This window comes from Pseudomonas sp. 8AS, assembly GCF_902506505.1.
Lineage (GTDB): Bacteria > Pseudomonadota > Gammaproteobacteria > Pseudomonadales > Pseudomonadaceae > Aquipseudomonas.
The window spans coordinates 1462818-1479973 of sequence record NZ_LR733406.1; the positions used below are offsets into that span (position 1 = coordinate 1462818).

The 17156-nt window shown below is 67.0% G+C and carries 21 protein-coding genes; 14 read left to right on the plus strand and 7 right to left on the minus strand.

Annotation, left to right across the window (positions count from 1 at the left end; translation table 11 throughout):
• Positions 1-40 precede the first annotated feature (40 nt).
• Entirely contained in the window at positions 41-1306 is a 1266-nt protein-coding gene (locus GV001_RS06805; protein WP_160078888.1) for a uracil-xanthine permease family protein, read from the minus strand.
• A 2-nt stretch (positions 1307-1308) separates the two neighbouring features.
• Positions 1309-1947 carry a uracil phosphoribosyltransferase gene (upp, locus tag GV001_RS06810; RefSeq protein WP_160078889.1) on the minus strand — a complete coding sequence of 213 codons (639 nt, stop codon included), beginning with the start codon at positions 1945-1947 and terminating at the stop codon, positions 1309-1311.
• 265 nt (positions 1948-2212) lie between these two features.
• On the opposite strand from upp, the gene GV001_RS06815 reads away from it, so the two are divergent.
• Positions 2213-2770 carry a hypoxanthine-guanine phosphoribosyltransferase gene (locus GV001_RS06815; RefSeq protein ID WP_160078890.1) on the plus strand — a complete coding sequence of 186 codons (558 nt, stop codon included), beginning with the start codon at positions 2213-2215 and terminating at the stop codon, positions 2768-2770.
• Positions 2771-2794: 24 nt separating this feature from the next.
• Here the strand turns inward: GV001_RS06815 and dauA are convergent, their stop codons facing one another.
• The gene (dauA, locus tag GV001_RS06820) at positions 2795-4507 is read right to left on the minus strand and encodes a C4-dicarboxylic acid transporter DauA (RefSeq protein ID WP_160078891.1); all 1713 of its coding nucleotides are present in this window, start codon (positions 4505-4507) and stop codon (positions 2795-2797) included.
• Positions 4508-4651: 144 nt separating this feature from the next.
• Between dauA and GV001_RS06825 the strand changes: the two genes are divergently transcribed.
• Together GV001_RS06825 and mqo are read left to right on the plus strand one after the other, a co-directional pair.
• Positions 4652-4939 carry a PA4642 family protein gene (locus GV001_RS06825; RefSeq protein ID WP_160078892.1) on the plus strand — a complete coding sequence of 96 codons (288 nt, stop codon included), beginning with the start codon at positions 4652-4654 and terminating at the stop codon, positions 4937-4939.
• A 387-nt stretch (positions 4940-5326) separates the two neighbouring features.
• On the plus strand, positions 5327-6817 hold the full coding sequence (gene mqo, locus GV001_RS06830; protein WP_160078893.1) for a malate dehydrogenase (quinone): 1491 nt from the start codon (positions 5327-5329) through the stop codon (positions 6815-6817).
• Between the two features lie 76 nt (positions 6818-6893).
• Here the strand turns inward: mqo and GV001_RS06835 are convergent, their stop codons facing one another.
• Positions 6894-7127 carry a hypothetical protein gene (locus GV001_RS06835; protein ID WP_256664877.1) on the minus strand — a complete coding sequence of 78 codons (234 nt, stop codon included), beginning with the start codon at positions 7125-7127 and terminating at the stop codon, positions 6894-6896.
• 167 nt (positions 7128-7294) lie between these two features.
• Here GV001_RS06835 and GV001_RS06840 point away from each other — a divergent pair, with 167 nt between their 5' ends.
• The gene (locus GV001_RS06840; RefSeq protein ID WP_160078894.1) at positions 7295-7879 is read left to right on the plus strand and encodes a YajG family lipoprotein; all 585 of its coding nucleotides are present in this window, start codon (positions 7295-7297) and stop codon (positions 7877-7879) included.
• 73 nt (positions 7880-7952) lie between these two features.
• Here GV001_RS06840 and GV001_RS06845 read toward each other — a convergent pair whose 3' ends face one another.
• Positions 7953-8159, minus strand: a complete 207-nt coding sequence (locus GV001_RS06845) for a hypothetical protein (RefSeq protein ID WP_160078895.1) — start codon at positions 8157-8159, stop codon at positions 7953-7955.
• 212 nt (positions 8160-8371) lie between these two features.
• Between GV001_RS06845 and GV001_RS06850 the strand changes: the two genes are divergently transcribed.
• On the plus strand, positions 8372-8653 hold the full coding sequence (locus GV001_RS06850) for a hypothetical protein (RefSeq protein ID WP_160083216.1): 282 nt from the start codon (positions 8372-8374) through the stop codon (positions 8651-8653).
• Between the two features lie 56 nt (positions 8654-8709).
• Here the strand turns inward: GV001_RS06850 and GV001_RS06855 are convergent, their stop codons facing one another.
• Positions 8710-9876: a 1-acyl-sn-glycerol-3-phosphate acyltransferase gene (locus GV001_RS06855; protein ID WP_178091807.1), complete on the minus strand. Its 1167-nt coding sequence runs from the start codon at positions 9874-9876 to the stop codon at positions 8710-8712.
• A gap of 95 nt (positions 9877-9971) precedes the next feature.
• Here GV001_RS06855 and GV001_RS06860 point away from each other — a divergent pair, with 95 nt between their 5' ends.
• The 3 genes from GV001_RS06860 to GV001_RS06870 are packed head-to-tail and all read left to right on the plus strand — an operon-like array spanning position 9972 to position 11077.
• Positions 9972-10154: a CPXCG motif-containing cysteine-rich protein gene (locus GV001_RS06860; RefSeq protein ID WP_160078897.1), complete on the plus strand. Its 183-nt coding sequence runs from the start codon at positions 9972-9974 to the stop codon at positions 10152-10154.
• Positions 10154-10414, plus strand: coding sequence for a putative signal transducing protein (locus GV001_RS06865; RefSeq protein ID WP_160078898.1), 261 nt, complete (start codon positions 10154-10156; stop codon positions 10412-10414). Before GV001_RS06860 ends, GV001_RS06865 begins: the two co-directional genes overlap by 1 nt.
• Positions 10415-10459: 45 nt before the next feature.
• A complete protein-coding gene (locus tag GV001_RS06870) occupies positions 10460-11077 on the plus strand; it encodes an SOS response-associated peptidase (protein WP_160078899.1) in 618 nt (205 codons plus the stop codon).
• Between the two features lie 48 nt (positions 11078-11125).
• Here the strand turns inward: GV001_RS06870 and GV001_RS06875 are convergent, their stop codons facing one another.
• Complete coding sequence (locus tag GV001_RS06875; protein WP_178091808.1) at positions 11126-12022, minus strand: LysR family transcriptional regulator; 897 nt, start codon at positions 12020-12022, stop codon at positions 11126-11128.
• Positions 12023-12149: 127 nt separating this feature from the next.
• Here GV001_RS06875 and GV001_RS06880 point away from each other — a divergent pair, with 127 nt between their 5' ends.
• Genes GV001_RS06880 through GV001_RS06905 form a run of 6 tightly spaced genes read left to right on the plus strand, consistent with a single transcriptional unit; the run spans position 12150 to position 17146 of the window.
• On the plus strand, positions 12150-13262 hold the full coding sequence (locus GV001_RS06880; protein ID WP_160078901.1) for an S-(hydroxymethyl)glutathione dehydrogenase/class III alcohol dehydrogenase: 1113 nt from the start codon (positions 12150-12152) through the stop codon (positions 13260-13262).
• 48 nt (positions 13263-13310) lie between these two features.
• The gene (fghA, locus tag GV001_RS06885; RefSeq protein WP_178091809.1) at positions 13311-14162 is read left to right on the plus strand and encodes an S-formylglutathione hydrolase; all 852 of its coding nucleotides are present in this window, start codon (positions 13311-13313) and stop codon (positions 14160-14162) included.
• Positions 14163-14206: 44 nt separating this feature from the next.
• Complete coding sequence (ispF, locus tag GV001_RS06890) at positions 14207-14680, plus strand: 2-C-methyl-D-erythritol 2,4-cyclodiphosphate synthase (RefSeq protein WP_160078903.1); 474 nt, start codon at positions 14207-14209, stop codon at positions 14678-14680.
• Positions 14677-15735: a tRNA pseudouridine(13) synthase TruD gene (truD, locus tag GV001_RS06895; RefSeq protein ID WP_160078904.1), complete on the plus strand. Its 1059-nt coding sequence runs from the start codon at positions 14677-14679 to the stop codon at positions 15733-15735. Before ispF ends, truD begins: the two co-directional genes overlap by 4 nt.
• Positions 15723-16472 (plus strand): 5'/3'-nucleotidase SurE, encoded by a 750-nt coding sequence (surE, locus tag GV001_RS06900; protein ID WP_160078905.1) that lies wholly within the window; start codon positions 15723-15725, stop codon positions 16470-16472. The genes truD and surE overlap by 13 nt, the downstream gene beginning before the upstream one ends.
• A gap of 38 nt (positions 16473-16510) precedes the next feature.
• On the plus strand, positions 16511-17146 hold the full coding sequence (locus tag GV001_RS06905; RefSeq protein ID WP_178091848.1) for a protein-L-isoaspartate(D-aspartate) O-methyltransferase: 636 nt from the start codon (positions 16511-16513) through the stop codon (positions 17144-17146).
• Positions 17147-17156: the final 10 nt, after the last annotated feature.

A 17156-nucleotide genomic window follows, 5' to 3' on the forward strand; every position in this document is an offset into this window, starting at 1 on the left:
AAAGCCCCGCATCTGCGGGGCTGATTGTTTCAGGTGGGGCTCAGATTTCCGGATCCAGCGGCGGGTGCTTGTGCCAGGCGCTGCCGCCCGGCAGCACCAGGTTGAGCCCCAGCGCACTGATGGCGCACAGGGAGATGCCGGACAGGGCGAATTCCTGGCCGCCGATGACCATGCCGCCGATGCCGAACACCAGAGTCACCGAGACGATGATCAGGTTGCGCGCCTCGGCCAGGTCGACCTGGTGGCGGATCAGGGTGTTCAGCCCGACTACGGCGATGGAGCCGAACAGCAGGCAGAGGATGCCGCCCATCACCGGCACCGGAATGCTCTGCAGGGCCGCGCCGAACTTGCCGATGAAGGCCAGGCTGATGGCGAACACGGCCGCCCAGGTCATGATCTTCGGGTTGAAGCTCTTGGTCAGCATCACCGCGCCGGTGACTTCGGCGTAGGTGGTGTTGGGCGGGCCGCCGAACAGGCCGGCGGCCGAGGTGGCCAGGCCGTCGCCGAGCAGGGTGCGGTGCAGGCCGGGCTTGCGCACGAAATCCTTGCCGGTCACGGTGCCGACCGCGATCACTCCGCCGATGTGCTCGATGGCCGGGGCCAGGGCCACCGGCACCATATAGAGAATGGCGCCCAGGTGAAATTCGGGGGTGACGAAGGCGGGCACGGCCAGCCAGGGCGCGGCGGCGATGCCGGCGGTGTTGATTACGCCGAAGAAGGCCGCCATCACGCAGCCGACGACGATCCCGGCAAGAATCGGCACCAGGCGCAGCAGGCCGCGGCCGAGCACGGCCACTAGCAGGGTGGTGACCAGCGCCGGCATGGAGATGAACATGGCAGTCTGGTAGGGCACCAGTTGCGCGCTGGCATCGCCGGTCTTGCCCATTGCCATGTTCACCGCCACCGGCGACAGGGCCAGGCCGATGGCGATGATCACCGGGCCGATCACCACCGGCGGCAGCAGGCGGTCGACGAAGCCCGGGCCCTTTAGTCGGACGGCCAGGCCGAGGAAGGTGTAGACGAAGCCGGCGGCCACCACCCCGCCGAGCACCGCGGGCAGGCCGAACTCGCCCTTGGCGGCGATGATCGGTGCGATAAAGGCAAACGATGAGGCCAGGAATACCGGCACCTGGCGCCCGGTGGCCAGCTGGAACAGCAGGGTGCCGATGCCGGCGGTGAACAGCGCCACGTTGGGGTCCATGCCGGTGATCAGCGGCATCAGCACCAGGGCGCCGAAGGCGACGAAGAGCATCTGCGCGCCGGAGATCACCTGGCGCCAGAGCGGGTCGTTGAATTCATCGCGCATGCTCAGGCGTCCTTCTGCTTGGTGCCGAAGATCTTGTCGCCGGCATCGCCGAGGCCGGGAATGATGTAGCCGTGTTCGTTGAGGCGCTGGTCGATGGAGGCGGTGAAGATCATCACGTCCGGGTGGGCGTCGTTGACCACCTTGATCCCCTCCGGGGCGGCGACCAGCACCATGGCGCGGATTTCCTTGCAGCCGGCCTTCTTCAGCAGGTCGATGGTGGCGACCAGGGAGCCGCCGGTGGCCAGCATCGGGTCGACGATCAGCGCCAGGCGCTCGTCGATTTCCGGGGCGAGTTTCTCCAGGTAGGTGTGCGCTTCCAGGGTCTGCTCGTTGCGGGCGATGCCGACGGCGCTGACCTTGGCCCCGGGGATCAGGCTGAGCACGCCGTCGAGCATGCCGATGCCGGCGCGCAGGATCGGCACCACGGTGATCTTCTTGCCGGCGATCTTCTCCACCTGCACGGTGCCGGCCCAGCCCTGGATCTCGCAGTTTTCCAGGGGCAGGTCGTTGGTGGCCTCATAGGTGAGCAGGGCGCCCACTTCCTGGGCCAGTTCGCGGAAATTCTTCGTGCTGATGTCGGCGCGGCGCATCAGGCCGAGCTTGTGGCGGATCAGGGGGTGGCGGATCTCGCGGATGGGCATGCAGGGTCTCCGGGAAAGGCAGCGGGTATTGGCTAGAGTAAAGCACTGGTCATGCCAGCAAGAAGGCGCCAAGTTTACCGGCTAGCTGAACAAGTGGTCAGAAAATCTGCGTCCAGGCTTGCCCTGGCGCATGACTCTGAGTACCTTTGCCGACCATTTTTTACGACCTATCATCCCTGGCGGCTCTTTCGGGCCGTCGCTGGCGCGACGTTGAAAGTTGCGCCCGGCAATTTTTAACCAGCCCCCTACCTATCTGGAGCCTGCCATGTCCGCCGATCTCGCCCATATCCGCCAAGTCATGGCCGAAGCCGACTGCCTGTACAGCAATGCCCAGATCGAAGACGCCATCGACCGGGTGGCCGCCGCCATCAACGGCGAGCTGGCCGAGAGCAATCCGGTGGTGTTCTGCGTGATGAATGGCGGCCTGATCTTCGCCGGCAAGCTGGTTTCCAAGCTGGACTTCCCGCTGGAGCTGTCCTACCTGCACGCCACCCGCTACCGCAATGAAACCAGCGGCGGCGAGCTGTTCTGGAAGGCCAAGCCGGAAGTGTCGTTCATCGACCGCGAAGTGCTGATCATCGACGACATCCTCGACGAGGGGCACACCCTGGCGGCGATCATCGACTTCTGCAAACACGCCGGCGCCAGCAAGGTGCACACCGCGGTGCTGATCAACAAGGAGCACGGGCGCAAGGCGCGCCCCGACCTCAAGGCCGACTACGTGGGCCTGCCGTGTATCGACCGCTACATCTTCGGCTACGGCATGGACTACAAGGGCTACTGGCGCAATGCCGCGGGCATCTACGCGGTCAAAGGCCTGTAAGAACAGGCCCAGACCGCTGCGGCGCTATTGCGCTGCCAGCCAGCTCAGGGCCTTGGCCCGCGCCTGCGGCAGGTCGCGGGCATAGGCCAGGCGGCCGTTGTCGCGCTGCACCCCGGCGCGGCGCAGCTTCAGGCGCAGGCGCGGCGATACGCCGGCCAGCACCAGGCCGATGTCATGCTGCCGGTAGTCGTGCAGCACGTTCTCCAGGGCGGCCAGGGCCGTCATGTCCAGCAGCGGCACCGCGCTCATCTCGACTATCACCACCCGCACCTCCGGATTGAAGCGGCGCAGCACGCTTAGCGCCTTTTCCGCCGCGCCGAAGAACAGCGGCCCGCGAATGCTATAGGCCAGCACCTGTTCCGGCAGTTCGCCGAGGCTCTGCAACTGGTTGCGCGGCAGCACGGCGGTGTCGGTCAGTTCGCTCATGCGCTTGATGAAGATGCCGGTGGCCAGCAACAGACCGACGCCCACGGCCAGCACCATGTCGAACAGTACGGTGAGCACCAGGCAGGTCAGCAGCACCAGTACATCGCTGCGTGGCGCCACGCGCAGGGTGTGCAGCACGTGGCCGGGCTCGCTCATGTTCCACGCCACCACCAGCAGCAGGGCGGCCAGCGCCGCCATCGGCAGGTAGCTGAACAGCGGCGCGAGCAGCAGCATGGCCAGCAGCACCACGCCGGCATGGATGATCGCCGCCAGCGGCGAGGCGGCGCCGGCACGCACGTTGGTGGCGCTGCGGGCGATGGCGGCGGTGGCGGTGATGCCGCCGAACAGCGGGGCGACCAGGTTGCCCAGGCCCTGGCCGATCAGCTCGGCATTGGGGTCGTGCTTGCTGCCGGTCATGCCGTCGGCGACCACGGCGCACAGCAGCGACTCGATGGCGCCGAGCATGGCGATGGCGAAGGCCGGGCCGAGCAACTGGCGGAACAGCTCGAAGGACAGCTGCAGCGGCTGGCCGTGGGCCCCCGGCAATTGCCAGGGCCAGGCGAAATCCGGCAGGAACGGCGGGATGCCCGGATGACTGATGCCGTCCACCTTGTAGCTGAAACGCTCGCCGAGGGTCGCCACCGGCAAACCGAGCGATTCCAGGGCGAGGGCGAGCAGGGCGCCGACGGCCAGGGCCACCAGGTGGCCGGGCACCTTGGGCAGCAGTTTCGGCCACAGCAGCAGGGTCGCCAGGCTGGCCGCGGCGACCAGACTGTCGCCGGGGCGGAAGTCCGGCAGGGCCTGGCCGAGCAGGGCCAGCTGGTCGAGGAAGTGCTGCGGGGTGCCGGCCAGGCGCAGGCCGAGCAGGTCCTTGACCTGCAACATGGCGATGACGATGCCGATGCCGGCGGTGAAGCCCAGCGTCACCGGGTAGGGCACGAACTCGATCAGCTTGCCGGCGCGCCCGAGCCCTAAGGCGATCAGGATCAGCCCGGCCAGCAGGGTGCACAGCAGCAGGCCGCCGAGGCCGTATTGCTGGGTGATCGGCAGCAGGATCACCACGAAGGCGGCGGTCGGCCCGGAGACATTGAAGCGCGAGCCGCCGGTCAGGGCGATCAGCGGGGCGGCGACCAGCACGGTGTAGAGGCCGTGCTGCGGCGGCACGCCGACCGCGATGGCCAGGGCCATGGCCAGGGGAATGGCGATGATGCCCACGGTGATCCCGGCGCCGATATCGCCGCGCAGGGCTTGCCACGAGTATCCGCTACGCCAGACCTGGCGCCAGGCGGCAAACAGTTGGGGTAAGGGCATCGCAGGCTCCGCATTGCTTGGCAGCAGTATAAAAGCTGGCGAGCGCCGGGGTGCGTTCGGCAGCGGATCTTTTAGTCGCGTTGAGCGCGCTGGCGGGCGAGGGTAAACTGCCGGCCCGTAATACCCGCCGAGCTGGAGTGCGTGATGCGTAAAGACAAGAAACAGGTGATTGGCGAAGAAATCAGCGATGACTCGATCAAGCTGTTCCTCGCGGTCGAGCCGGCTGACGCCACGCCGCCATCCCTGCACAAGCTGGTCAAGGCCTACCGGGGCCTGCGCATCGACGATTTCGAGCGTTTCCTCGGCTTCTTCAAGGCCGCCGGTTACGACCTGAATGCCACGGATGCCCAGGGGCGCGACTTCGTTGCGCTGATTCAGGATCAGCGCCTGGCCGAGCCCTATGTCGAGGCGATCAAGGCGGCGCGCGGCTGATTCGGCCAAAAAACAGGCTCGACGGATGCCTTCGGCGCAATTTTAGCGTCTGAAAATGCGTCATTAATGGTATTGTGCGCGCCGAAAAACCCTGCCCGGCAAAGGTCGCCTTGCGCCTGCTCGCCGGGCCGGCGCGAACCACCAGCCTAGAGCGCTTGCAGGCTCGGCGGTGGGGGCGAGGGTGAAGTTTCAGCGTGCGGGCTGCCCACAGGTGGCGCGTAGCAACAATGAGGTTGCGAGAAATCGGGTCAGGCTGGCGAACCGGCCCCTGGTGATCGCCCCTCCGATATTCCAGGCACCTGTCTGGCTGTCAGTGATTAGTGGTTGATGCGCGGCTCAAAAGGCCGATGCCATCAATTTGGTACTGCAGATCTTGGAGAAGCGTTAATGACGCAAGACAATCACGAAACTGTGGATGTGCTGCTGGTCGGCGCCGGCATCATGAGCGCCACCCTGGCGGTGCTGCTGAAGGAGCTCGATCCCGGCCTCAAGCTGGAAATCGCAGAGTTGCGCGAGTCGGGGGCGATCGAAAGCTCCAACCCGTGGAACAACGCCGGTACCGGCCACGCCGGTTTGTGCGAACTGAACTACACGCCGCAAGCGGCCGACGGTTCGGTGGACATCAAGAAAGCCGTGCAGATCAACACCCAGTTCGAAGTCTCCAAGCAGTTCTGGTCCTACCTGTGCGGCAAGAGCGCCTTCGGTTCGCCGAAGACCTTCATCAACCAGGTGCCGCACCTGAGCTTCGTGCGTGGCGAGAAGGACGTCAGCTTCCTCAAGACCCGCCATGCGCAGCTGACCCAGCATCACGCCTTCGCCGATATGCAGTACAGCGAAGACGCGGCCACCATGGCCGAGTGGATGCCGCTGATGATGCAGGGGCGTGCCGCCGGCGAGCGCATCGCCGCCACCTGCGCGCAGAACGGTACCGACGTCAACTTCGGTGCGCTGACCAATCAGCTGCTGCAGTACCTGGCCAGCCAGGGCGGCGTCAGTGTCAGCTACAACCAGAAGGTCACCGGCCTCAAGCGCACTGCCGATGGCTGGAACGTCGAGATCAAGAACACCCAGAGCGGCGCCTGCCGCGATGTGGCGGCCAAGTTCGTCTTCCTCGGCGCCGGTGGCGGCGCGCTGCCGCTGCTGCAGCTGTCCGGCATCCCGGAAGGCAAGGGCTTCGGCGGCTTCCCGGTGAGTGGGCAGTGGCTGCGTTGCGACAACCCGGAAGTGGTCAAGCTGCACCAGGCCAAGGTCTACAGCCAGGCGGAAGTCGGCGCGCCGCCGATGTCGGTGCCGCACCTCGACACCCGCGTGGTCGACGGCAAGACCTCGCTGCTGTTCGGCCCCTATGCCGGCTTCACCACCAAGTTCCTCAAGCACGGTTCGTTCCTCGACCTGCCGCTGTCGGTGCGGCCGAGCAACATCGGCCCGATGCTGGCCGTGGCCCGCGACAACATGGACCTGACCCGCTACCTGATCAAGGAAGTGCTGCAGTCCCAGGAGCAGCGCCTGGATGCCCTGCGCAAGTTCTATCCGCAAGTGAAGGCCGAAGACTGGAGCCTGGAAGTGGCCGGTCAGCGCGTGCAGATCATCAAGAAGGACGCCAAGAAAGGCGGCATCCTGCAGTTCGGTACCGAGCTGGTGTCGGCCGAGGATGGTTCCATCGCCGCCCTGCTGGGCGCTTCGCCGGGTGCTTCGGTGACCGTGTCGATCATGCTCAACCTGATCGAGCGCTGCTTCGCCGAGCAGGCCAAGAGCGAGGCCTGGGCGCGCAAGCTGCAGGAAATCTTCCCGGCCCGCGAGTCCGTGCTGGAGCAGAATGCCGAGCTGTACCGCGAGGTCAGCGCGCAATCGGCCGACCGCCTGCAGCTGAATGCCTGAGCCGGCTGACGCGTCATGAGAAAACCGCCCCACGGGGCGGTTTTTTCATGCGCGGGTGTTGGCGGCCGTCGCGGAGTTACGCCGCCAGGGCCGAGTGTGGCTGGCTTACGGGCTGGCGGGGCTGGGCGATGGCGTGGCTCGGCAGCGTCCGGCCCAGCCAGCTCGGGCAGATTTCCTCGACTTCGATCCAGCCCGGCTGGCTCGGTGCGCTGTGCGCCTCGCGCAAGGCGCGGCAGACGCCGGCGGCATCCAGCAGGGCATAGCGGCGCATCGCGCGGCGCGGGGTGAGCAGGCTCCACAGACTCATCATTCGGCTGTCCTCTTGGTGTGCCCGAACCTTATCGCACGGCCGGGTGACAACGCCGTGACAGGAACTGCAGCAGCCCTGCCGCGGTCAGAAAAACCAGCTGTCAGCCCGCCAGGCCGCTGGTTATACTGCCGGCCGTTTCCGCCACCCCCTTTCTGGAGAGATCAAGCATGATGAACCGTGCCCTGCTCGGCCTGATCGCCCTGCTCAGCCTGTCCCTGGTCGGCTGTGCGCACAGCCCGCAGCAGCTCAAGCCACAGCCGAGACTCAATGCCGCCCTGGTGGCCGTCGGCCAGGGCCAGCCGGTCGTCGTGCGGGTCGCCGATGGGCGTCCGTCGCCCAAGCTGGGCACCCGTGGCGGCCTGTATCCGGAAACCAGCGCGATCAGCGTGCAGGGCCAGGACATCCTGCCGCGCCTGCAGGCCGAGGCCGAGGCGGCGGTACGCCTGCTCGGCTTCACCCCCAGCCCGAATGCCTACAACGCCCCGCAGCTGACCCTGACCCTGGCCGACCTGCAGTACCAGTCGCCGAAGGAAGGCATGTATGTCACCGAGGCCGATATCCGCGCGACCTTCCGCGTCGACGTGCAAAGCGGTGGCCGTCGCTACAGCGGCCGCTACGGCGCCTCGCTGAACCAGCGCTTCGGCATGGCGCCGAACCAGGAGACCAACACCAAGCTGGTCAGCGATGTGCTCAGCGATGCCCTGACCCGCGCCTTCAAGGACCCGACCATCGCGCAGATGCTGGCCCAGTAAGGCCTGCGCGCTACGCAAAAAAAACCGGCCTTGGCCGGTTTTTTTGTGGGTGCAGCAAGGCCGCTGCGGCCATTCAGGCGGCTTGCTGGTAGAGCTGCGGCAGGCTGAAGCCGGTATCCGGGTCGCGTTCCGGCAACTCCGGGTGGCCGTGCCCGCCTAGGGCGCAGTACACCAGCCACTGGCGATCCTGCACGTTGACGGCGAAGGCGTCGATCAGCGCCTGCTGCTCTTCACTGTGGGCGATTTGGTAAAGGTGATCCTGGACATCGGCGTGCAACATGGCGGGCTCCTCTGAGTGCAGGCGGGCAAGCCTGACAGGCCGATGTGACCGGGCGATGAAGGGCGCGCACATTCGTCGGAATCAACGGCGCCGCCCAGGCCGCTCCGGTAGACTCCGCGACCGTATTCAGAGCGCCGGCTGCATGCCGCCGCTCCCGTTCGTGCTCCGGCTGCGTGGCTCGCCGCGCCGGCCACCTGAAGCAGAGGTTGATGATGTCGCTGCAGGCTCTCTGGTCGCTGTTCCTCAATCACCCGGCCCAGGCGCTCAACGCGCTGGCCCTGTTCTTCGCCGGTGCCGGTAGCTGGCTGCTGCTGGCCACCCGCGTGCGCGAGCAGCGTTCGCTGGCGCGCCTGGCCTCGCAGAGCCCGCTGGAGCTGGATACGGCCTCCCTGCTGGACGAGCCGGGTCTGCGCCTCAATCGCTTCTTCTATCGCTTCGCGATCTGCACCCTGCTGCTGGCACTGCTGCTGAGCTGGTACAGCACCGGGCTCTGAGGCCTGGCCAATGAAAAACGGCAGCCCGCGGGCTGCCGTTTTTTTTGCGCGGCGGGTTACAGCGGCAGGCCGGCCTGGATGCGGTACTGGTTGCGCACCGGGGTGGCATACTGCTGGATCAGCCACGGACGCTGCTCGGCCGGGCAGGCGTCCAGGCGGCGTTGCCACTCGCTGCCGGCCTTGGCCAGTTCGGCGGCGGCGAACAGCTGCTCGGCGGCGGGCACGGCCAGGGCCGGGTCGCGCTCGCTCCACTGGGCGTAGGCCAGGTAGTGCACCGGGAACAGGCGGTAGCCGCCGAGGATGTGCTGGTCCATCAGGCTGGCCAGTTGCTTGGCATCCTCGAAGCCGCTGGTCACCGGGGCGCCGAAGTGGATGTGCACGCGGCCTTTGTAGCCGGTGATGCCCAGGGCGATGCTGGCGTCGTCCTCGCCCGGCGCCTTCTCGTAGCTGCCGGTCGTGGCGCGGATCGACAGTTCGCGGGCCTTGGCCTGGTCGCAGGGGTCGTACTCGTAGCTGATCGAGACAGGGATCAGGTTGAGCGAGGCCAGCACCTCGGCAAACGGCTCGTCCTTGCGGCTCATGTGGAACATCTTGAGGATCGCCGAGTCGGTGCGGTCGTCGCCGTCCTTGGCGCGGCCCTCGGCCTGGGCGATCCACACCGACTGGCCGTCGACGCGGATCGAGTGGTTGATGTAGGCCGACAGCAGCTGGAAGGCCGCCAGCTTCTCGCGCCGGCCGGTCAGCGAGCGGTGCACGATGAAACTCTTGTTCAGGCGCATCAGGTCGCTGACGAAGGGGCGCTGCAGCAGGTTGTCGCCGATGGCGATGCGCGGCGTCGGCAGGCCGGCATGGAAGGCGGCGTAGTTGACGAAGGCCGGGTCCATGACGATGTCGCGGTGGTTGGCGAGGAACAGGTAGGCGCTGCCCGGCTTGAGCTGTTCGATCCCGGAGTAGGTCACGCCGTCGGTGGCATGCTCGATGGTGCGATCGACGTAGGACTCGATTTTCGCCTGCAGCGCTTCCACCGAATGCACATCGGCCAGCTGCTGGTGCAGGCGATGGGCTATAAGAGGTTTAAGCAGCCAGCCCAGCGGCCCGGCCAGGCGCGGGAAACGAAAGCGCGTGAGCATGCCGAGAAAGGTCGGGTCGGCCAGCAGGCGGGCCAGTACGGCGGGGACTTCGTGGTCGGCGTAGGGTCGGATGGAATCGAATTCGCCCATCATGTTCTCGTTGTTCAGGAGCGGGAATGGCGTTCTGGCCCGGCAAAGGCCGTGCAGTAGACCGGTGATTGTAACCGCAAGTCACAGTGGAGGTCGTGATGCTGGAGGCACAGCGCTATCAATGCCCGTATTGCGGCGAAGAGGTGGAGGCCGTACTCGACCTGTCCGCCGGCGACCAGGAATATGTCGAGGACTGCCCGGTGTGCTGCCGGCCGATCGTCTTCGACCTGCGCACCGATGGCCAGGACTGGGCCCTGCACGTGCGGACGGAGAACGACTGATGCAGCGCATCTATGAACCGCTCGACCTGCTGGAAGGCGAAATGCTCCTGGGTATGCTCGCCAGCGAAGGCGTGGCGGCCCACCTGGCCGGGCAGCATCTGCTCGGGGCGATCGGCGAGCTGCCGGCGCTGGGCCTGCTCGGCCTGCTGGTGGACGACCGCGATGCCGAGCACGCACGCCGGCTGATCGATGCGTACAATGCCGCCGCGCCCCTGCCCGGCGATGAGCCGGAGCAGCATCCCGGCACCCTGCTGTGCTAGCCACCCGGGCCGGTTCCCGTTCCCTTAGCCGATGAGCCCTGCTGCATGAGTGGTCGTTACGCCCTGTTCCGTTGGTCGCCCAGTTTGTCCGGGCTGCCCGGTTTCCCCGCCGGCCAGGCGCCGCACTGGAACCTGGCGCCCGGCGCCCAGGTGCTGTTTCTGCGCCAGGTCGACGGCGAGCTGCAGGCCGCCAGCGGGCGCTGGGGGCTGACGCCGGCCTGGTTGAAAGATCTCAACACGGCGCCGGCCCATGCGCGGGCGGAAACCCTCGCCGAGCAGCCGATGTTTCGCGAAGCCTTCCAGAAACGCCGTTGCCTGCTGCCGGCCAACGGCTTCTACGAGTGGCGCGGCGAGTTGCGCAAGCGCCCGTTCTGGCTGACCGCCGAGGGCAGTCTGATGCACTTCGCCGCGGTGTGGGAGGCCTACCCGATTGGCGGGCAGGTGTACCTCAGCGTGGCCATGGTCACCCAGGCGGCGGCCCATCTGCGCCGCCCGCTGATCCTCGACGAGGTGCAGCAACGCGCCTGGCTGGCCGCCGATACGCCGGCCGCCGAGTTGCAGGCGCTGCTGCTGATGCCGACTCCGCCGCTGCGCGAGCGGGTGCTGGCCAACCTGGTCAACGACCCCAAGTTCGATGCGCCGGAGTGCCTGACGCCGGCGTGACAGCGGCGCCGGCAGCATGCTTTTCGCAGGGCGCTCGCGCACGACGATTCAGGCGAGCTGCTGGTATTCCGGGCGCTGCGCCAGGCCTTCCTTGAGCAGATCGACCAGCTGGCGCACCTTGGGCGACAGGTGCCGTTGCTGCGGATACAGCGCCCACACCGCCGTATGCGGTGGCCGGTGCTGCTCCAGCAGGTCGACCAGCGCGCCGCTGCGCAGGTGCGCCTGCACGTAGTAGTCGGGCAATTGGCACAGGCCGAAGCCGCGCAGCGCCGCCTGCAGTACCGCCTCGCCGCTGTTGCAGCGCCAGTTGCCTTGCACCCGCAGCGCCAGCTCGCGGCCGTCCTGCTGGAAGTTCCAGCTGTCGCTGCTGCCGATCAGGCAGTTGTGCCGTGCCAGTTCGGACAGCGAATGCGGCCGCCCGTAGCGCTCCAGGTAGGCCGGCGCCGCGCACAGGTGCATGACCCGCGGCGCCAGGCGCGTGGCCAGCATGCGCGAGTCCTGCAGGCGGCCGAGGCGGATGGCCAGGTCCAGGCCGCCGTGCAGCAGGTCGAGGGTCTGGTTGCTCAGTTCGATCTCCACCCGCAACTGCGGATGGCGCTGCATGAAGTCGTTGACCAGTGGCACGATGAAGCGCTCGCCGTAGGCCACCGCGCAGGTCATGCGCAGCAGGCCCTTGGGCTCGCCGGCCAGGTCGCCGACCGCGCGCAGGGCTTCCTCGCGGGCGTCCTGCAGGCGCTGGCAGTGCTGGAGAAAGGTCTGCCCGGCCTCGGTCAGCGCCACGCGGCGGGTGCTGCGGTAGAACAGGCGGGTCTGCAGGCGCTCTTCCAGCTTGGCCACCTGGCGGCTGACCTGCGAGGACGACAGCCCCAGGCGCTCGGCGGCAGCGCTGAACTGGCCGCACTCGGCGACCGCGACGAATTCATCCAGGCCTTCCCAGCGGTTCATGCCCAACGCTTCATATGTGTGGATTATCCCTGGTTGGCAATAATGTTTTGCTTGGCGGCGGATTATCCAGCAAAACGCACTGATCTACACTCTGCGCCACTTTCCATCAGCCTGTCGGAGAACCCTCATGATCAAGTCCCGCGCCGCCGTGGCTTTCGCCCCGAACCAGCCGCTGCAAATCGTCGAAGTGGATGTGGCGCCGCCCAAGGCCGGCGAGGTGCTGGTGCGCATCGTCGCCACCGGCGTGTGCCATACCGACTCCTATACCCTGTCCGGCGCCGACTCCGAGGGCGTGTTCCCGGCCATCCTCGGCCACGAAGGCGGCGGCATCGTCGAAGCAGTGGGCGAGGGCGTGACCTCGCTGGCGGTCGGCGACCACGTGATCCCGCTGTACACGGCCGAATGCCGCGAGTGCAAGTTCTGCAAGTCCGGCAAGACCAACCTGTGCCAGAAAATCCGCGCCACCCAAGGCAAGGGCCTGATGCCGGACGGCACCAGCCGCTTCAGCTACCAGGGCCAGCCGATCTACCACTACATGGGCTGCTCGACCTTCTCCGAGTACACCGTGCTGCCGGAAATCTCCCTGGCCAAGATTCCCAAGGAGGCGCCGCTGGAAAAGGTCTGCCTGCTCGGTTGCGGCGTCACCACCGGCATCGGCGCGGTGCTCAATACCGCCAAGGTGGAAGAGGGCGCCACGGTGGCGATCTTCGGCCTGGGCGGCATCGGCCTGGCGGCGATCATCGGCGCCAAGATGGCCAAGGCCAGCCGCATCATCGCCATCGATATCAACCCGGCCAAGTTCGAGGTGGCCCGCGAGCTGGGTGCCACCGACTTCGTCAATCCCAAGGACCATGACAAGCCGATCCAGGACGTGATCATCGAGATGACCGATGGCGGCGTCGACTACAGCTTCGAGTGCGTCGGCAACGTCAAGCTGATGCGCGCGGCGCTGGAGTGTGCGCACAAGGGCTGGGGCGAGTCGGTGATCATCGGCGTGGCCGGTGCCGGCGAGGAAATCAGCACCCGGCCGTTCCAGCTGGTGACCGGGCGCGTCTGGCGCGGTTCGGCCTTCGGCGGCGTGCGTGGCCGCACCGAGCTGCCGAGCTACGTGGAGAAGGCGCAGAAGGGCGAGATTCCGCTGGATACCTTTATCACCCATAACTTGCCGCTCGACGAGATCAACCAGGCCTTCGACCTGATGCACGAAGGCAAGAGCATCCGTACCGTCATCCACTTCTAAGCGCGAACGGCGCCCGGGTTGTCGCCCGGGCGCCGTTGCATTCGAGGATTGCCCATGAGCCTGGAAATCGTCTCCAGCAACAAGAGCTGCGGCGGCTGGCATAAGCGCTATCGGCATCGTTCCAGCATGCTGAACTGCGACATGCAGTTCGCCGTGTACCTGCCACCGCAGGCCGAGCAGGGCGCCCGGCTGCCGGTGCTGTACTGGCTGAGCGGCCTGACCTGCACCGACGAGAACTTCATGCAGAAAGCGGGGGCCCAGCGTCTGGCCGCCGAGCTGGGCCTGGTCATAGTCGCGCCGGACACCAGCCCGCGCGGCGCCGAGGTGCCGGGCGATCCGCAGGGCGCCTGGGACTTCGGTCTCGGCGCCGGCTTCTACCTCAACGCCAGCCAGGAGCCCTGGGCGCGCCACTACCGCATGCACGACTACGTGGTGCACGAGCTGCCGACGCTGATCGAGGCCAACTTCCCGGTATCGGATCGGCGCGGCATCAGTGGCCACTCCATGGGCGGCCACGGCGCGCTGGTCTGCGCCTTGCGCAATCCGGGGCGCTACCGCTCGCTGTCGGCCTTCGCGCCGATCAGCAACCCGAGCGGGTGCCCCTGGGGCGAGAAGGCGTTTTCCAACTACCTGGGCGAGGATCGTTCGCGCTGGCGCGAGTGGGATGCCTGTGCGCTGCTGGCCGAAGCGACGGAGAAGCTACCGATCCTGGTCGATCAGGGCGATCGCGACGACTTCCTTGCCAGCCAGCTCAAGCCCGAGGCCTTGCAGGCCGCGGCCAAGGCCGCCGGCCATCCGCTAACCCTGCGCCTGCAGCCAGGCTACGACCACAGCTACTACTTCATCGCCAGCTTCATCGACGACCATCTGCGTCATCATGCGGCGGCGCTAAGAGGCTGATCCGGTTAGAATCACGCCCTGACATCTGCAGGGCGTTCTTCTCTATGCGTATCGGCCACGGCTACGACGTACACCGCTTCGGCGCGGGCGATTTCATCACCCTCGGCGGCGTGCGTATTCCCCACAAATTCGGCCTGGTGGCCCATTCCGATGGCGACGTGCTGCTGCACGCCCTGTCCGACGCACTGCTCGGCGCCGCGGCGCTGGGCGATATCGGTCGGCATTTTCCCGATACCGACCCGACCTTCAAGGGCGCCGACAGTCGCGCGCTGCTGCGCCATGTGCTCGGCCTGATCCACGCCAAGGGCTGGCTGGTCGGCAACGTCGACGCCACCATCGTCGCCCAGGCGCCGAAGATGGCGCCGCATATCGAAACCATGCGCGCTCTGATCGCCGCCGACCTGCAGGTCGAGCTGGATCAGGTCAACGTCAAGGCCACCACCACCGAGAAGCTCGGCTTCACCGGGCGCGAAGAAGGCATCGCAGTGCATGCCGTGGCACTGCTGGTGAGAGCATGAACGAATTGCAGCTGCTCGGCCCGCGCGCCCATGGCGAGGCCTGCGGGCGCGCCGTGCTCAAGGCCACGGCGGAAGACTTCCAGGTCGACGAAGTACTCGACATTCCGCTGTCCGGCCAGGGCGAACACCTCTGGCTGTGGGTGGAGAAGCGCGGGCTGAATACCGAGGAAGCGGCGCGCCGCCTGGCGCGGGCCGCTGGCGTGTCGCAACGCAATATCAGCTATGCCGGGTTGAAGGATCGCCAGGCGCTGACCCGTCAGTGGTTCAGTCTGCACCTGCCGGGCAAGGCCGATCCCGACCTGAGCGCTGCCGAAGGTCACAGCCTGAGCATCCTCAAGAGCGCACGGCACTCGCGCAAACTGCAGCGCGGCGCCCATTCGGCCAATGGCTTCACCCTGCGCCTGACCCAGTTCGACGGCGACAAGGAGGCGCTGGAACAGCGCCTGCGGCAGATCCAGGCCCAGGGCGTGCCCAACTATTACGGTCTGCAGCGCTTCGGCTTCCAGGGCGGCAACGTCTTCGAGGCGCGCCAGTTCGCCGAGCGCCACGAGCTGCCGGAACAGCGCAACCTGCGTTCGCGCCTGCTCTCGGCGGCGCGCAGCTACCTGTTCAACCGGGCTCTGGCCGAACGGGTGGCGGCGGGCAACTGGAACCAGGTCGCGGTCGGCGACCTGCTGGCGTTCACCGACAGCCGCAGTTTCTTCATGGCCGGCGAAGCCGAGTGCACGGACCCGCGCCTGGCCATTCTCGATCTGCATCCCACCGGCCCGTTGTGGGGCGCCGGGCCGTCACCGGCAGCCGGTGCGGCGCACGCGCTGGAACAGGGCGTGGCGGCGAGCGAGCAGGCACTGGCGGACTGGCTGGTCGAAGCGGGCATGGCGCACGAACGGCGCATCCTGCGCCTCCCCATCGGCGGTTTGTCGTGGCATTATCCGGAGCCTGACATTCTGCAACTGCACTTCGTCCTGCCGGCCGGATGCTTCGCCACCGTGGTGGTGCGCGAACTGGTCGATCTACTGCCGGCAGGGCAGACGGATAATCCATGCGAATTCTGATTTCCAACGACGATGGGGTGATGGCGCCCGGTATCGCCGCGCTGCATGGCGCGCTGGCCGACTACGCCGACTGCGTCATCGTGGCTCCAGCCGAGGACAAGAGCGGCGCTAGCAGCTCGCTGACCCTCGACCGCCCGTTGCATCCGACGCGCCTGCCCAACGGCTATATCGCCCTCAATGGCACGCCGACCGACTGCGTGCACCTGGGTCTCAACGGCCTGTTCGAACAGGTGCCGGAGATGGTGGTGTCGGGGATCAACCTGGGCGCCAACCTGGGCGACGACGTGCTGTATTCCGGCACCGTCGCCGCGGCCCTGGAAGGGCGCTTCCTCGGTCGTCCGGCATTCGCCTTTTCCCTGCTGTCGCGGCAGACCGAGAACCTGCCGACCGCCGCCTATTTCGCCCGCAAGCTGGTCGAGGCCCATGAGCAGCTCGACCTGCCGCCGCGCAGCGTGCTCAATGTCAACGTGCCCAACCTGCCGCTCGAGCGCATCCGCGGCATCCAGCTGACCCGCCTGGGGCATCGTGCTCGTGCGGCGGCGCCGGTCAAGGTGGTCAACCCGCGTGGCAAGGAAGGCTACTGGATTTCGATTTCCGGCGACGCCGAGGACGGCGGCCCGGGTACCGACTTCCATGCGGTGATGCAGGGCTACGTGTCGATCACTCCGCTGCAGCTCGATCGTACTTTCAACGATGCCTTCGCCAGCCTCGAAGGCTGGCTGGAGGGGCTGCTCTGATGCGCGGCCAGGATCATCTGCAGCGCCACGGCATCGGCATGACCTCGCAGCGTACCCGCGAGCGGCTGATCGAGCGCTTGTACGAGGAAGGCCTGTCCAATCCGAGCGTGCTGGAGGTCATTCGCCGCACCCCGCGCCACCTGTTCGTCGACGAGGCGCTGGCCCATCGCGCCTATGAGGATACCGCGCTGCCCATCGGCCACAACCAGACCATCTCCCAGCCGTACATGGTCGGCCGGATGACCGAGCTGCTGCTGGCGGCCGGGCCGCTGGACAAGGTGCTGGAGATCGGCACCGGCTCCGGCTACCAGACCGCCGTGTTGGCGCAACTGGTCGAGCGGGTGTTCTCGGTCGAGCGCATCCAGAGTCTGCAGGAGCGGGCCAAGGAGCGTCTGGCCGAGCTCAATCTGCGCAACGTGGTGTTCCGCTGGGGCGATGGCTGGGAGGGCTGGAACGCCCTGGGCCCGTACAACGGCATCATCGTCACCGCGGCCGCCGCCGAAGTGCCGCAGGCGCTGCTCGAGCAGCTGGCCCTGGGCGGGCGCCTGGTGATTCCGGTCGGCGTCGGCGATGTGCAGGAGTTGCTGCTGATCGTTCGCGAAGAAGACGGCTACTCCCGGCATGTGCTGGATGCGGTGCGTTTCGTGCCGCTGCTCAACGGCCCGGTGGCCTGACCGATCTGCC